This window comes from Lysinibacillus sp. COL-1, assembly GCF_059814265.1.
This window is the reverse complement of record NZ_JCAWSJ010000004.1, coordinates 214,128-230,323: the sequence shown is the minus strand read 5'-3', so window position 1 is coordinate 230,323 and position 16,196 is coordinate 214,128. Positions and strand designations below refer to the sequence as shown.

Sequence of the window (16,196 nt, the reverse complement as noted above, 5' to 3'; positions counted from 1 at the left end):
TTTGCCCAATCAATTACACCAAAATCATTTTTAGCGCTTTATTTCCCTGAATATTGTGGCGCTCGCTTCTCTTGGAATGCTAACAAGCCCTCTAATCGGTCTTCTGTTGGGATCAGTGCACTATATGCTAGTGATTCAATTTTTAACCCGGTAGCTAAATCTACCTCAACACCCTGATTGATTGCGACTTTAGCTTGCACTAGAGAGAGTGGTGCATTTTTTGCCATTTCTAGCGCAAGTTGTTGTGCCTTTTCCATTACCTCATGTTCCTCATAAACATACTCAACAATGCCATAATCTTTGGCTTCCGCCGCACTCAACCTACGTGCTGTATAAATTAATTCCTTTGCTTTGCCAAGGCCAATTAGTCGTGGAAGTCGTTGTGTTCCTCCAGCACCTGGGATAATACCGAGTGATGTTTCTGTTAAACCAAGCTTTGCATGTGTAGCGGCAATACGTAGATCACAAGCTAATGCCAGCTCCAATCCACCGCCAAATGCTACCCCATTTAGTACAGCAATGACAGGCTGAGCAAGTGTCTCAACTTTTGCCACAGTCGCACCAATCAACTGTACGATTCGCTTCACTTGTCGATCAGCCATTCCTTTACGTTCTTTTAAATCTGCTCCTGCACAAAATGCCTTTTCTCCTGCACCTGTCAGTAGGACAACACGCACTGCTGGATCTCCATTGATTTGATCGAGCATGTCGGACAGCTCACGAAGTAACTGAACAGACATAGCATTTGCAGCTTCTGGTCTTGTTAGGGTAATCAGTCCAATGCTGCCCTCTAGTAATTCCAAACGAACAAGTTGTGTCATCGTTGGTTTGCACTCCTTTCATTACGGACAATAGCCATTTGCTTCGATGCAACCGCTTTGCCTAATTTCTCTTCAATAAAGAGTGCTGCCTCTAGCACTTTCTGTCGATCTATTCCTGTTTCAATGCCCATCTCATCGAATAAATATAATAAATCCTCTGTAGCTACATTCCCTGAAGCTCCTTTAGCATATGGACAGCCCCCTAATCCGCCAAGCGCACTATCAAACTTGGTCATACCCATCTCTAAGGATTTCATAATATTGGCTAGTGCTGTCCCACGTGTGTCATGAAAATGCATGGCAAAATTTTCAGCATCGTATCTTTTTAATAACGCCTCTAAAAGATACTCAACCTGCGTTGGCACGCCAACACCAATTGTGTCACCAAGCGATATTTCAGCCACACCCATTTCCAATAATTTATCTGTTACACGTAGTACTTTGTCAGGATGTATATACCCCTCATATGGACAGCCAATAACCGTTGAGATATACCCTCGAACTTTTTTCTTTGCAGCCTTAGCCCCTATTACTACTTCCTCTAATATAGGAAATGTATCGTCAATGGTTTTATTAATATTGCTTTGATTATGACTTTCACTAGCAGACATAAAAATACTTACTTCGTCTACTTCAGCCTGTAATGCACGTTCTAAGCCACGCATATTAGGTACAAGCGCTGCATAAGTAATATCCTTCTGCCGTTTAATAGCTTGAAGAACCTCAACAGCATCTGCCAATTGAGGTATCCATTTCGGATGAACAAATGAAGTCACTTCAATGTAAGTTAGTCCTGTTTGGCTCAATAAATTCACTAATTGTATTTTATCAACAGTTGTAATATGCGTTTTTTCGTTTTGTAAACCGTCACGGGGACCAACTTCTTTGATTATGACATGCTTAGGTAGCTGCATTAAAGAAGCCTCCTCTTATTCAATTTCTAAAATATCATCATCAACGTTAATGAAGTCTCCCTCATTGGCAATGATCTTCGTTACCACGCCATCCTCTTCTGCTGCAATCGGAATTTCCATTTTCATCGATTCTAAAATAGCCACATCTTGGCCTGCCGTCACTTTCTCTCCTTCTGTTACGACGATTTTCCACACTGTACCTGCCATACTTGCTTTTACTGTTGCCATTATCCTTCACTCCTAATTTTAGTCATACATTCGCCCTTCAAAGAAGCACGAATGTATGAAAGTTGTTATTTTGTTTCTGCTAATTGCGGTAAATAATATTGCTCTACAAATTTAGTCGTTGTATTCCCTTTTAAAAATTGTTCATGTGTAACGGTTTTTAACAGCATCGGAATATTCGTTTGAATACCCTCCACTTTATACGCTTTCAGTGCTTGAATTAATCTCTCACAGGCAATTTCCCTTGTTTCTCCCCACACCACCAATTTACTAATCATTGGATCATAGAATGGTGTAACTGCTGAACCTGTCTCTACACCACATTCATGTCGAACCCCCTCGCCTGTTGGTAATTCAAGAACCGTAATGGTACCTGGAGAAGGGAAAAATGTGGAGGGATTCTCTGCGTATATACGTACTTCAATCGCATGCCCATCTTTAGCAATACTTTCCCTAGTAAATGAAAGAGGTAGTTTTGCCGCAATTTTTAATTGCTCTTCTACTAAATCAAGCTTTGTAATTTCCTCTGTGACTGGATGCTCTACCTGTAATCTTGTATTCATTTCTAAGAAGTAAAAGTTTTGATCTTTATCCACCAAATACTCGATCGTTCCAGCATTGACGTATCCAATGTGTCTCACAGCCTTCACTGAAGCCTCTAGCATCTTATCTCTTGTCTCTTGTGAAATGAACGGTGATGGGGCTTCTTCCACCACTTTTTGATTTCTTCGTTGAATAGAGCATTCCCGTTCAAATAACGGAACTATATTGCCTTGGTGATCGGCAATTATTTGCACTTCCACATGGTGAGGATTAGCGATAAAACGCTCCATATACATCGTGCCATCACCGAAAAATGATTGCGCACGCTTTTGATTTCCCTCAAATGCTTTAGCCAGCTCCTCAGTATTGTCAACTAGCTGCATCCCAATACCACCACCGCCAGCAGATGCTTTTAACATAATTGGATAACCTAAACGTTCAGCGATTTCAGTAGCTTCTGCAACATCCTTCACAGGAGCCTCTACTCCTTCTACAATAGGCACGCCAGCAGCTTTCATTGTTTTACGTGCCTCTAATTTACTGCCCATTGACGCAATGACTTCCGCACTTGGTCCGATAAAGACTAAACCCGCCTCTGTACAACGTTTCGCAAAATTCACATTCTCCGATAGTAAACCATAGCCTGGATGAACAGCCTCTGCGCCACTCTCTTTTGCAATTTCAAGAATGCGGTCAATGTTTAAATAGCTTTGTGCAACGGGTGGCTTCCCTACACAATAAGCTTCATCCGCATCTTTTACATGTAAGCTATCAACATCTGCCTCTGAGTAAATAGCAACCGTATGAATATTTAGACGCTTGCATGTTCTGATTACCCGTCTAGCAATCTCCCCACGATTTGCAATTAATACCTTGTTGAACATAGTCACTGCCCCTCCTTACTTTACGGTCATAACAAAATCTTCTCGTAATTTATATTTTTGAACTTTTCCAGATGCAGTCATAGGATAGTTATCGATAAAGAAAATATGTCGCGGAATTTTATGTCTAGAAATTTTGTCCCTACAATAATCTCGAATTTCTTCCTCTGTTGCCTGTTCGCCATCTTTTAAAATGATCCAAGCTGCCGCCTCTTCTCCATATACAGGGTCAGGGACACCAGCAACCTGTACGTCTGAAATTTTCGGATGCGTGTAAAGAAACTCCTCAATCTCCCTCGGATATAAATTTTCGCCTCCACGAATAATCATATCTTTCAACCGTCCAGTTACACGGATATAGCCCGCTTCATCCATCGTTGCTAAATCTCCAGTATGCAGCCAGCCAGCCTCATCAATAGCAAGCTCTGTTTCCTCTTGGTTTTTATAGTAGCCCTTCATGACATGGTAGCCTCTTGTACATAGCTCCCCTTGTTCATTTGTTGGGGCCTCCTCAGTCGTACCAGGAACAACAATTTTCACTTCTAAATTTGGTAACGCACGACCAACCGTTTCCACTTTTAATGTTAACGGGTCATCCGTTCTAGTTTGTGTAATAACTGGTGATGATTCCGTTTGGCCATAGCAGATTGTAATATCTTTCATGCCCATTTTCTCTATGACTGCTTTCATGACCTCAATCGGGCAGTTTGAACCCGCCATTACTCCTGTCCGTAAAGTTGACAGATCGAAAGACGCAAAATTCGGTAAATTAAGCTCGCTAATGAACATCGTTGGCACGCCATGTAATGCTGTACATCGTTCTTGCTGAACGGTCCTTAGTACTTCTTCAGGTGAAAATTCTTGTACTGGTACCATCGTGCCGCCACTCGTTGTAATGGCTAATGTCCCTATGACACAACCAAAGCAGTGGAAAAATGGCACTGGGATACATAAACGATCTTCTGCAGTTAACTGCATACATTCTGCAATGTTGACTGCATTATTGACTAAATTAAAATGCGTTAACATCACACCTTTAGGAAAGCCTGTTGTACCAGATGTATATTGAATATTAATGACATCATCATAATGAAGAGATTGCTCTCTTTGATCTAGCTGTTCCTCGGTTACTTGCTCAGCAGCAGTCAAAACATCTGACCAATTGAGTACACCTGGATATTTGGTTTCGCCGATTAAAATAACATTTTTTAATAAAGGTAGTCGCTTTGATTGCAAATTACCTGGTTCACAATGTTCAAGCTCTGGACATAACTCTTGCAGTGTATGAATAAAAGAATGGTCTCGATAATTTTCAACTAAAAAAATCGTTTTGGCATCAGATTGTTTTAATAGATACTCCAACTCGCTTGCACGATAATTGGTATTTACCGTAACGATAGGAGCACCCATCTTCCCCGTACCAAATTGAAGCTGCACCCACTCAGGCACATTTGTTGTCCATACTGCGATATGGTCACCTTTTTCAATTCCTAAAGCCATTAAACCTCTCGCCACGAGTCGTGCTTGACGATTTAGCTGCTCATAAGTCATGCGTAAACCCCTATCAGCATAGACCAACGCTTCGTTTTGCGGATACTTTTTAGATTGTTCATCTAGCAACTGACCAATGGTTTGATACACAAGCTCTGCCATGAAGATCCCCCTTATTCATGCTATTTAACTTCTTTCAGCAGAAGTCTCCCACCTTTATAGATGGTAAGATGAGTGCTGATTTAAGCTACTGTTCAGCGGGTGTCACGGAATCGGAAAGGACTGCTTTGTGCAAGCACAAAGCCAATTCCGGACACAATTATGCCAAGGCATAATTGATTATGATTAACAGCCAATTAGACGAGAAATGACGAGACGTTGAATTTCAGATGTTCCTTCACCGATTTCCATTAACTTAATGTCACGTAAATGGCGTTCTACATCGTATTCCTTCATATACCCAGAGCCACCATGAATTTGGATAGCTTGATTACATGTACGGAAACCCATTTCAGAAGCAAATAGTTTAGCCATCGCCGCTTCTTTGCCAAATGGTTTCTTGTGATCTTTTAGCCATGCCGCTTTATGTACTAATGTACGAGCAAGCTCTATTTCCATCGCCATATCGGCTAATTTAAATTGGATCGCCTGTAGCTTCGAAATAGGTGCACCAAATTGTTCACGCTCCTGCGCAAACTTCAATGCTTTTTCATAGGCAGCCTGTGCAATCCCCACAGATAGCGCGGCAATAGAAATACGCCCACCATCTAGTGTGTTTAAAAACTGGCTAAAGCCTCGTTTTTCATCCCCTAATAGATTTGCTCTAGGGACACGAACATTTTGCAAAACAATTTCACATGTATTGGAGCCACGTACACCCATTTTGTCATAATTACAGTTAATCGTTACACCTGGTGTGTTTGTTGGCACAATAATAGAGGAAATAATTTTTTTACCATCTTCACGTTTACCCGTTACTGCAGTTACAATAATTTGTCGAGCGTACCCTGCATTGGTAATCCAGCATTTTTCTCCGTTAATAACATAGTCATCGCCATCAATAACGGCTGTAGTACGTGTGCCACCAGCATCTGAACCTGCATTAGGCTCAGTTAAACCGAATGATCCTAATGTCTCACCTTTTGCTAATGGAACTAGCCATTCCTGCTTTTGTTCCTCTGTGCCGAAGTTGTAAATTGGTGAAGCTCCTAAGCTAACAGCAGCTGCATAGCTTAGTCCTGTACCCCCACATGCACGACCAATTTCCTCAACAGCTAAAGCATAGGACACCGTATCTCCACCTGAGCCGCCATATTCTTCAGGAAATGGGATACCCAATAAGCCTAGTTCTGCCATCTTCTTAAAGCTCTCTATTCTCATTGTTGATGTCTCATCAACCTCACGAGCATACGGTTTAATCTCTTTTTCAGCAAAATCACGCACCATGTCACGAATCATCTCTTGCTCTTTTGTTAATTCAAAATTCATCCCTAATCCCCCTAATGTCAAATTTACCATAATAGATGGAATTCAATGATCGTCACTTACAGATAAATACCGACTAGTCGGTTTGTAAAAACAAATAATAAAACCAGTGTTTCCTACTGGCTACCCCTTTATCATAAATTGTTTAGCTTCATCCATTGCTTGTTCCGTCACAATAGCACGCAATACCATATCAGTAAAAACATCTGTGATTTGCTCCATTGTTAATGGCCCCGATTGCTTAAACCATTTGTATGTCCAGTTAATCATCCCGACAATTGCCATCGTGACAATCGTACAAGGTAATTCTGTACGAAAAACCTTTGCTTCCTGGCCCTCTGCTATTACTTTTTGCAAGATGTCTCGATAGTGATCTCGTTTTTTATGAATAATATCACTATATTCATCTGAGAGTGAACGACTCTCTTCATAAAAAATCGTAATATGTGCTTGATACATATCGAACACTTGTGTCAGCGTTTGCAGCATAGCACATAGACGTTTAATAGGTGTATCGTATTTGTCATATGCATCCTGTGATTGTTGAATAACATATGAAATAAAGACATCATGAATTTCATATAACAGTTCATCTTTTGATTTAAAATTATGATAAAATCCACCCTTTGATGCCCCAATATAATCCACAATGCGATCCACCGTTACATTGTGATAACCATCTTGCTGAAACAATTCAACTGAAGCTTCTACAATTCTTTGTTTTAACGTTTTCTTTACCATAAGCACCTATCATCCTTCATCTAGCTCTATACTCCATCACTCCTTATAATCAGGAAAAACTACTAAAATCCATAGATTATTCTATTTTTTCCTAATTATAAAAATACTATGACAACATAAATATAGCATTCTCAAAATTTGGTGTCTAGCAACAAATAGCTTTTTTCTATAATTTCGAGCATAACGTTTACTTAAAACAGCATTCAACGATTTCACGAACACAAATTAACTGTATGATGTACATTTTGTTTTCATTACAAAATACAAAAAAATTTCCCTCGTTTTAACACAAGGGAAAAATTCCTCTTTATAAAACTTTCGGTAGTTTACGTAGCCATGAAATGATAACAGCAATAATTAACGCAAAACCTAAGTAGCCCATTGTTGAATAGACTTTACCAACCAATGTAGTAAATCCTACTAAACTTGCAGCAAAACCTATTAATCCAATAACTACAATACCCACTTTAAAATATTTATGGTCTGGTGCAATAAAACGAACTGTAAATGAATAGAACATCCCCACCGCAGTATTGTACATCATGCCTAATAAAGCGATGGACATTAAGACTCCTACTATAGGGTGAATTTGTTTTGCTAATTCTAATGTTGGCATTGCTACTCCATCGACAACATTTATTTTAGAAAACATTGCTATATTGATGAGTACGATTAAAATACCTAGCATTATACCGCCAAGTAGTCCACCTCTACCAGCAACTTTGCGATCTGTTACTGTTCCACCCATCACAATTAACATGGCTGCACCCGCAGCGATATTATAGGAGACATAAAGTAGTGCTCCCATTAGCCAATTGGGCGCTGCAGAAGGTTGTGCTTTTGCTAAAGCATTTTGCTCTGCAATGGATAAGTCCATTGTAAAAATAGAATAAATCAAAATAATAAAAATTATACCCATTAAATAAGGGGTCACCAATGCTATCAAATTAATAATATTATTAACATTTAATAGTAATGTTAGTATGGTTATAACGACCATAAAAATACTGCCGACCATTGGATTGATGCCAAACATTTGATGAAATGTCGAGCCTGATCCAGCAAACATGACAACAGCGACACCAAATAAGAAAAACGTGATGACGATATCTAAAATAATACCAACATATCGTCCACCAATATGATAGATAACCTCTTTATGTGATGTTGTTTGTAGATCGGTCCCTAATTGCGCTAAACTCATCCCTAAAAATGCAAAAGCAATTGTGGCGACAATGGCACCTATAATACTGTACAAACCAAAGCTTGTAAAATACTGCATAATTTCCTGACCCGATGCAAACCCTGCTCCAACAATTAAGCCTACAAATGCTCCACCTATCTGCCAACTTTTTTTCATAGAACACCTACTATTCTAATATTTGAAACTGAAGTCTATTTATTGATATGTTTTCTGCGCGACTGTTAAGGAATTAACCGTTTCCCTATTTATTTCATAACCTATTCCTACTTGCTGTGGTACTTCAATATAACCACCTTTTACAACTATTTCTGGTTCAATAATATCCTTTTCCCAATAACGATTTGATCCAGCAGTATCTCCCGGCAATATAAAATTCGACAACGTTGTTAAGGCCACATTGTGCGCACGACCAATACCAGATTCCAACATGCCCCCGCACCATACAGGAATGTCATGGGCCTCACAATAATCATGTATTTTTTTTGCTTCTGTTAAGCCACCTACACGACCAATTTTTATATTAATAATTTTTGTGCTCCCTAACTCGACAGCCTTCCGTGCATCTTCTAACGAATGGATACTTTCGTCCAAACAAATTGGCGTTTCAATTAATTTTTGCAATGAAGCATGATCGATAATGTCATCTGAAGCAAGTGGTTGCTCAATCATTGTTAACTGAAATGCATCAAGTTGTTTCAATGTTTCTGCATCTTCTAGACGGTAGGCTGAATTTGCATCAGCCATAAAGGCTACATCAGGAAATATTCCCCTTAATGTACGCATAACCTCTACATCCCAGCCTGGTTTTATTTTAATTTTCATGCGTTTATAGCCTTCCTTTACATAGCCGTCAACTAATGCAACTAACTCCTCGATTGAATTTTGTATTCCAATACTAATACCTACTTCAATTTCATCCTTTTTACCACCAAGTGCTGCTGCTAGGGATTGGCCAGTTTGCTGCGCATATATATCCCAAATAGCTCCTTCAATCGTTGATTTTGCCATATTGTTTTTGCGAATTGGCTCAAATAATTGGCTCACTTCATCTGGGTGATGAATCTCTTTATTTAAAATAAGAGGAATTAGGAAATCTTCGAGCATATGCCAGTTTGTTTGAAGTGTTTCTTCATTGTACCAAGGTGAATGAAAAGCAACCGATTCTCCCCAACCAATTAACCCGGATTCATCTTTAGCCTCAAGGACTAAAAAGTCTCTCTCTTCAAACGTGCCAAAGCTTGTTGTAAACGGTGCTTTTAACTTCATCTTCAATTGTCGTATTGTGATTTCTGACATTTTCATATTAATTTACCCCTTCCAAATTTAAAGCTGCTTTTTTCACTAAAACATATTCGTTAAAGTATTCTTGTTGTTGCAATAGAATAGCGGTATAGCCTGCTGAAAATAGCTGCTTTAGTATAGTTCTTGTTTTGAAACGCCAATCCAATGCTAAGCTAGGATTTTGTACTTTTAAAGCTTGAAAGTCCTTAGGTACAGGTAGCGTATAAAAATCTTCAGTAAATTTTAAATTTTCAGTTATTTTTAAGCATAATAAACCTTGCTTTGTAAGTTCACAGCTTGCCACAGGTATTGCATTTGCTACTTCTATTACAGTATCGTTCACCACATAATCTGAAGTTAAATGCCAGCTTACCTCAAATCGATCAGAAGGAAGCCCTTTATTTAAGCCATCCTGCATTTCACCGTAGCAATTTTCAATATAGGTATAACAAATACCTTTTAATTTAGATAGATTAAGATAAGCATTCCGGGTTTCAAGGGGGTCAAATGTCCACACCATTAAATCATAGCCTCGATCAATAGCAATTGCTCGCTGTTTGTACTTTAACTTTTCACCTATGCCAAGGGATCGATATTTTTCATCAATCCCTAACATATGAGAGCATAGATAGCTTTTGCCTTGTCGAAAACCCGAAAAACCATAACTAAAACCAACTAATTTATCTTCTTGATAGGCTCCTACAACGATGCCCCCATTTTTCACTGCTGTAAGCGTTTGGTGGAGAGGAATAGCAGGCATTCCCCACACATCAAACTCTAATTGCTGAACTTGCTCAAGTTGTTCTATTGTTTTGATTTCCCTAATATCTATCATACCTATCTCTTCTTTCTATTCTTTATAATGCTCTCAAAATAGCTTTTGTCATAATATTTACACCTATTAAAAGCCGATCTTGATTAAAGGTCATTTGAGGATGATGTAAGCCTGGAGTAACCCCGCAACCTAATCCAAGCATTGTTGCTTTAAGCTTTGGACGTTCATAGGTATAAAAATGAAAATCCTCCCCTCCTGGTGTCACAATTGGTGAAGCACAAGCCTTTTCTCCAACTACATCAATAATAGCTGCCTTCATATGCTGTAAGGCTTCATCATTCACTACCGCTGCTACTATATGGGCATCTACCTGTAAAAATATCTTGGCTCCATACATCGCTTCAACAGATGCTTTTACACGCTCCACGCCCTCTGTGATTACTTGCATCACTTCATTTGTTTGAGCTCGTGCATCAATACTAAAAGTTGCTTTACCAGGGATGATATTTGTAGAGGTGCCTCCTGCATTAAATTGTGTCATTTTGACAGAGGCAGAGATATTTGGATCCGTCCAAATTTTTTGAAGACCTTCGACAATAGCTGCTCCGACTTCAATTGCATTAATAGCAAGTTCTGGTCGTGCGCCATGTGCCTCCTCCCCAATAATGGTCCCTGTAAAAAGCTTTGCTGCTCCATGATACAATGCAGGCGCATACGCCCCATCCTGTAATTCCTTTAATGGTCGAACATGAACACCGAATAAATATTCTAAATCATCCATAATACCTTTTTTGACAAATGCCCGCGCTCCTTGGGCCTTTTCCTCAGCAGGTTGAAATAGAATGCGTACAGCACCTGAAAGTAGATGCTCCATATCCTTTAACAGCAATGCAGTCCCAATAGCTATCGTCATATGACCATCATGTCCACAAGAATGGTTAGCTTGAAAGACACCATTAACCTCCTGCCAAAGCGCATCTATATCCGTGCGAAACCCTACTTTAGGTATTCCATTACCAATATCAACATAAAGCCCTGTCATATCTTCAAAAAGATGCGGCTCCATTTGGGCTTCTCTCAATAAATTTGCTATATATTGTGTTGTATTATGTTCTTGCCAGCTAACTTCTGGATGTTCATGTAAATGTCTAAAAATATCTGCAAGACGTGGCTGTAACTCTTGTAAAACTTGGTTCATAGTAGTCAACTCCATCGGTTTGCTAAAAAGCTATTTTCGAAATCATCATATTTTACGCGCTGATTTTCATAGTAGTCATGATTTTGTGCAGTCATTCCTGCTATTAGAGTATTTAAAAATGCTATAAGTGCTGGCATAGCATCTATTGTGGACACTTCTTGTTGTTGTTCGTTCACAAAGGTAATGGTTGCATATTGGGTAATAGGTGCAATTTGTGAATCCGTAATGCCAATAATTTCGCATTTTTTTTCTTGTATTTCAGCTGCAAATTGGATCGGTTCTTTAAAGTAACGGTGAAACGATAAAATAATAACTACGCTATCCTCATCAATCTCTTGGATTGCACGTATGACCTCACTTGTCTCAAAATTTAACAGTACAACATTTGGTCGCAAAAGATTTAGTGTAAAGTGGAACCATTGTGCAGCTAAATGAGAGGAGCCAATCCCTGCAATGTATATTTTTTTCTTCTCATGGAGCAATACTGAAGCTCGATTAAAATCTTCCTCATCAATGTTTTTAGCCATATATAAAATGCGAGATGCATCCTTTTCCATAGTCTTTACATAAAAACGTGGATTTTCAAAAAAAGCCTGCTTAGATTGCAAATAATTTTGTAAACTACTTTCATTTCCTTTATTAAATAAATGCATTGTCACCTGACGTTGCAATTGTGCATAACCAGATAAGCCTAATGCGTAACAAAAGCGAATAACTGTCGTTTCACTTACGCCAGCCTTTTCCCCTACATATGAAGCGGAATGAACTCCTACTATCTGTAAATTTTTTAATATGAATGTAGCTACCTTTTGCTGACTTTTGGACAACTCTTGATATTTCTCCTGAATCATTTGCTGAATTGTTTGATTCCTCATAAAAGAAGTGCATCCTTTTTTTATTAATATTTGAAGTCTTTGCTTCATTTTATGTACACTAGCCTAGCACATTTATTTTCTGAATTCAATGTTTTTTCTGAAATTTCTATTTTCAGTACCATAACAACTCCAAGTCTGACATGTTTACTCTTTCCATCGATATTTAGCAAATTTCGCTACAGTTCAACTGCCAACCCACTCAACCTATGCTATATTTAAAACCATGGAACTATGAAAGGGTGTTAACAATGGCAAAGAGCGTAGTAATCGCTGAAAAACCTTCTGTAGCACGTGACATTGCACGTGTACTGAAGTGTAATAAAAAGGGAAATGGTTTCCTTGAAGGAGATAAGTATATCGTTACTTGGGCGCTTGGACATCTTGTCACACTAGCTGACCCTGAAAGTTATGATGTGAAATATAAAACGTGGAATCTTGAAGATTTACCAATGCTACCTGAACGCTTAAAATTAACAGTTATTAAACAAACTGGGAAACAATTTAATGCGGTCAAAAGTCAGCTTACACGCAATGATGTAAACGAAATTATCATTGCAACAGATGCTGGACGTGAGGGTGAATTAGTAGCTCGCTGGATACTCGATAAGGTGAAGATCAAGAAGCCACTAAAACGCTTATGGATTTCCTCTGTAACAGATAAGGCAATAAAAGATGGCTTTGCTAATCTAAAGCCAGGCAAAGCCTATGATAATCTTTATGCCTCTGCTGTAGCTCGTTCTGAGGCAGATTGGTATATCGGGCTCAATGCTACTCGTGCTTTAACTACCCGCTTTAACGCACAGCTGAACTGTGGACGTGTACAAACGCCAACTGTAGCAATAATTGCGACGCGCGAAGATGAAATTAAAAACTTTAAAGCACAAACTTATTATGGGGTTGAAGCACAAACAACGGACAACTTGAAGCTCACTTGGCAAGACCAAAATGGTAATAGTCGTAGCTTTGATAAAGAAAAAATAGATACGTTGGTAAGAAAACTAGGAAATAGCCATGCCATCGTCGCTGACATTGAAAAAAAACCTAAAAAAACATTTGCCCCAGGTCTCTATGATTTAACGGAATTACAGCGTGATGCCAATAAAATCTTTGGCTACTCAGCGAAAGAAACATTGAATATTATGCAAAAGCTATATGAGCAACATAAAGTGTTAACTTATCCACGTACGGATTCTCGCTTTATTTCTCAAGACATTGTAGCCACAATACCTGAACGCTTAAAGGCTTGTGGTATAGGTGAATATCGCTCCATCGCCAACAAACTGCTTACTAAACCAATCAAGCCAACAAAAGCCTTTGTCGATGATAGCAAGGTATCTGATCACCACGCGATTATTCCAACAGAGGGTTATGTGAATTATTCTGCTTTCTCGGATAAAGAACGGAAAATTTATGATCTAGTTGTAAAGCGTTTCCTAGCTGTGCTACTGCCAGCTTTTGAATATGAACAGCTAACACTTCGTGCAAAAATTGGCGAAGAAAGTTTTATTGCTCGTGGAAAAACGATTTTATTAGCTGGCTGGAAGGAAGTGTATGAACATCGCTTCGAGGATGAGGACACATCAGATGATGTAAAGGAACAAATACTTCCCCGTATTGATAAAGGAGATATTTTAAAAATAAAACTTCTTGCTCAAACATCTGGTCAAACAAAGCCACCTGCTCATTTTAATGAAGCCACTTTGTTATCAGCCATGGAAAACCCAGCAAAATATATGGCAACGAGTGATAAAAAATTAGCCGACACATTAAAATCTACGGGTGGTCTTGGTACAGTGGCAACACGTGCTGACATTATTGATAAGCTTTTTAATTCTTTCTTAATTGAAAAGCGTGGTGGCAAGGATATTTATATTACCTCTAAAGGTCGTCAACTACTCGACTTAGTGCCAGAGGAATTAAAATCACCTGCGCTCACAGCAGATTGGGAGCAAAAACTTGAGCTTATTGCAAAGGGCAAGCTAAAAAAGGATGTATTTATTAGCGAGATGAAAAATTATACGAAGGAAATTGTTACGGACATTAAAGGTAGTGACAAAAAGTATAAGCATGATAATATCTCTACTAAATCCTGCCCAGATTGTGGTAAACCGATGCTCGAGGTGAATGGCAAAAAAGGAAAAATGCTTGTTTGCCAAGATCGTGAATGTGGTCATCGTAAAAATGTCTCACGTACTACAAATGCACGCTGTCCTCAATGCCATAAAAAATTAGAGCTTCGTGGAGAAGGCGATGGTCAAATTTTTGTGTGTAAATGTGGTTATCGTGAAAAATTATCGGCCTTTGAGGCAAGACGGAAAAAAGAAGGCGGAGGCAAGGTTGATAAACGCTCCGTCCAAAAGTATTTAAAACAACAAAAAGATGAAGAGCCTGTAAACAACGCCCTTGCTGAAGCATTGAAAGGGTTAAAGCTTGATTAATGAACAAGAGCAAATTCACATTTAGTGTGAATTTGCTCTTTTCTTATGCATACTCATTCCATCTAAACATATCTTGAATTGACTGAATATTCTATCTTAAAGGAGGTTTTTAATGGAGGCAAAAAATTTTAGACCACGTAATGTGATTTTTATGACGATTGTTGTTGGTGTATCTGTATTAATTGGCCAAGCTATTTATGTCCTGTTTATTGATGTACCTTTCCAATAAAAGGCTTTATATCCCTAATTGATTGCGTAAGTATTTTTCGTTATCCTTTATTTCGGGATGGTTTGGTTTCCATTTTTGTGCCTCTAGATTATGCTGATAGGCATTTTCAAATAACCGTAGCTCCCTATATAACAGACTTAATTGTAAATGAGGAAGCCATGTGGAGTAACAACGTTTTTGGATCGTCATTGAATAGACAGGAGCTTGTTGCAAAGCTTGAGAATACCAGTAAATAGCCTCTTTATGTTTTGATTGCTCCATAAAAAATTGGCCCATACGGCAACATGCTTCTGGCTTTGGTCGATCATATAAGAAGGATTGCAAAATAGCTTGCTGTGCTTGTTGATCATCGTGTAGTCGACGATAGCACTCCCCTACATGTAAACAAGCCTCAATACGATCATCTGTAGTACCTATATCGCTATCCAAAAATAAATGATATTGATTAATCGCCTCCACATAACGTTGATGCTGTTTCAATTCATTCGCGTAATAAAATATGTCTCTTGCTGAAAGCGAATGCCCCTCCCTTATTAACCCCTCATAAATACGAATAGGACGATGAATATCTTTTTTTACTGGTAAGTGCGTGACAGCGATATCACTATGATAGAGCTGACCAGATACCTTTAAATTTTCATGGACAGCTCCCTCCCATTGAAAATGATTCGCTCTTTTTACAAGACGATACTTTCGTTCACTACACTCCACTACGCCATCCTGATCAAGCGTTAGGTAATAATCCATCGTTACAGCATCAACAGATGGATATAAAGAGTGCTTTAGTTGACTCAACTTGTGCTGGTCTTCCTGTGTCATGACGTCATCTGCATCGAGCCATAAAATATAATCCTTTGTTGCCTGTTGAAAGGAGAAATTTCGTGCCTTGGCAAAATGATCACACCAGGGAAAATCGTAAATTCGAGAGGTATAACTTTGGACAATATCCTTCGTACGATCAGTCGATCCTGTATCAATGATATTAATCTCATCCACTATATGCTGAACCGAATCTAAGCATCTTTCAATCGTACATTGTGCGTTTCTAACAATCATACATAAACTAATCGTTAACATCTGTCCCCTCCTTTTCAT

General features: G+C 38.8%; 14 protein-coding genes. 1 reads left to right on the top strand and 13 read right to left on the bottom strand.

Features of this window, described 5'->3' with window-relative positions; genetic code table 11:
* Positions 1 to 38 precede the first annotated feature (38 nt).
* From AC6BKE_RS09495 to AC6BKE_RS09440, 12 genes are all read right to left on the bottom strand, one after another.
* The gene (locus AC6BKE_RS09495) at positions 39 to 821 is read right to left on the bottom strand and encodes an enoyl-CoA hydratase (RefSeq protein ID WP_499856674.1); all 783 of its coding nucleotides are present in this window, start codon (positions 819 to 821) and stop codon (positions 39 to 41) included.
* Complete coding sequence (locus AC6BKE_RS09490) at positions 818 to 1,735, bottom strand: hydroxymethylglutaryl-CoA lyase (protein WP_499856673.1); 918 nt, start codon at positions 1,733 to 1,735, stop codon at positions 818 to 820. Before AC6BKE_RS09490 ends, AC6BKE_RS09495 begins: the two co-directional genes overlap by 4 nt.
* Before the next feature lie 15 nt (positions 1,736 to 1,750).
* A complete protein-coding gene (locus AC6BKE_RS09485; protein ID WP_004225532.1) occupies positions 1,751 to 1,963 on the bottom strand; it encodes an acetyl-CoA carboxylase biotin carboxyl carrier protein subunit in 213 nt (70 codons plus the stop codon).
* A gap of 65 nt (positions 1,964 to 2,028) precedes the next feature.
* Positions 2,029 to 3,387 (bottom strand): acetyl-CoA carboxylase biotin carboxylase subunit, encoded by a 1,359-nt coding sequence (locus tag AC6BKE_RS09480; protein WP_499856672.1) that lies wholly within the window; start codon positions 3,385 to 3,387, stop codon positions 2,029 to 2,031.
* 15 nt (positions 3,388 to 3,402) lie between these two features.
* A complete protein-coding gene (locus AC6BKE_RS09475) occupies positions 3,403 to 5,037 on the bottom strand; it encodes an AMP-binding protein (RefSeq protein ID WP_036117488.1) in 1,635 nt (544 codons plus the stop codon).
* 183 nt (positions 5,038 to 5,220) lie between these two features.
* A complete protein-coding gene (locus tag AC6BKE_RS09470; RefSeq protein ID WP_036117490.1) occupies positions 5,221 to 6,363 on the bottom strand; it encodes an acyl-CoA dehydrogenase in 1,143 nt (380 codons plus the stop codon).
* Positions 6,364 to 6,483: 120 nt separating this feature from the next.
* On the bottom strand, positions 6,484 to 7,101 hold the full coding sequence (locus AC6BKE_RS09465) for a TetR/AcrR family transcriptional regulator (protein WP_036117492.1): 618 nt from the start codon (positions 7,099 to 7,101) through the stop codon (positions 6,484 to 6,486).
* A gap of 307 nt (positions 7,102 to 7,408) precedes the next feature.
* Positions 7,409 to 8,461, bottom strand: a complete 1,053-nt coding sequence (locus AC6BKE_RS09460) for a YkvI family membrane protein (protein ID WP_330493613.1) — start codon at positions 8,459 to 8,461, stop codon at positions 7,409 to 7,411.
* Positions 8,462 to 8,500: 39 nt separating this feature from the next.
* Positions 8,501 to 9,607 carry an o-succinylbenzoate synthase gene (menC, locus tag AC6BKE_RS09455; protein WP_499856669.1) on the bottom strand — a complete coding sequence of 369 codons (1,107 nt, stop codon included), beginning with the start codon at positions 9,605 to 9,607 and terminating at the stop codon, positions 8,501 to 8,503.
* 1 nt (position 9,608) lies between these two features.
* Positions 9,609 to 10,421 (bottom strand): GNAT family N-acetyltransferase, encoded by an 813-nt coding sequence (locus tag AC6BKE_RS09450; RefSeq protein WP_499856667.1) that lies wholly within the window; start codon positions 10,419 to 10,421, stop codon positions 9,609 to 9,611.
* A gap of 22 nt (positions 10,422 to 10,443) precedes the next feature.
* Positions 10,444 to 11,559, bottom strand: coding sequence for a M20 peptidase aminoacylase family protein (locus AC6BKE_RS09445; RefSeq protein WP_499856665.1), 1,116 nt, complete (start codon positions 11,557 to 11,559; stop codon positions 10,444 to 10,446).
* A gap of 5 nt (positions 11,560 to 11,564) precedes the next feature.
* Positions 11,565 to 12,434: a MurR/RpiR family transcriptional regulator gene (locus AC6BKE_RS09440; RefSeq protein WP_499856664.1), complete on the bottom strand. Its 870-nt coding sequence runs from the start codon at positions 12,432 to 12,434 to the stop codon at positions 11,565 to 11,567.
* 248 nt (positions 12,435 to 12,682) lie between these two features.
* Here AC6BKE_RS09440 and AC6BKE_RS09435 point away from each other — a divergent pair, with 248 nt between their 5' ends.
* Positions 12,683 to 14,872, top strand: a complete 2,190-nt coding sequence (locus AC6BKE_RS09435; protein WP_499856662.1) for a DNA topoisomerase III — start codon at positions 12,683 to 12,685, stop codon at positions 14,870 to 14,872.
* 235 nt (positions 14,873 to 15,107) lie between these two features.
* Here AC6BKE_RS09435 and AC6BKE_RS09430 read toward each other — a convergent pair whose 3' ends face one another.
* On the bottom strand, positions 15,108 to 16,178 hold the full coding sequence (locus AC6BKE_RS09430; protein WP_141903947.1) for a glycosyltransferase: 1,071 nt from the start codon (positions 16,176 to 16,178) through the stop codon (positions 15,108 to 15,110).
* Between the last annotated feature and the right edge of the window lie 18 nt (positions 16,179 to 16,196).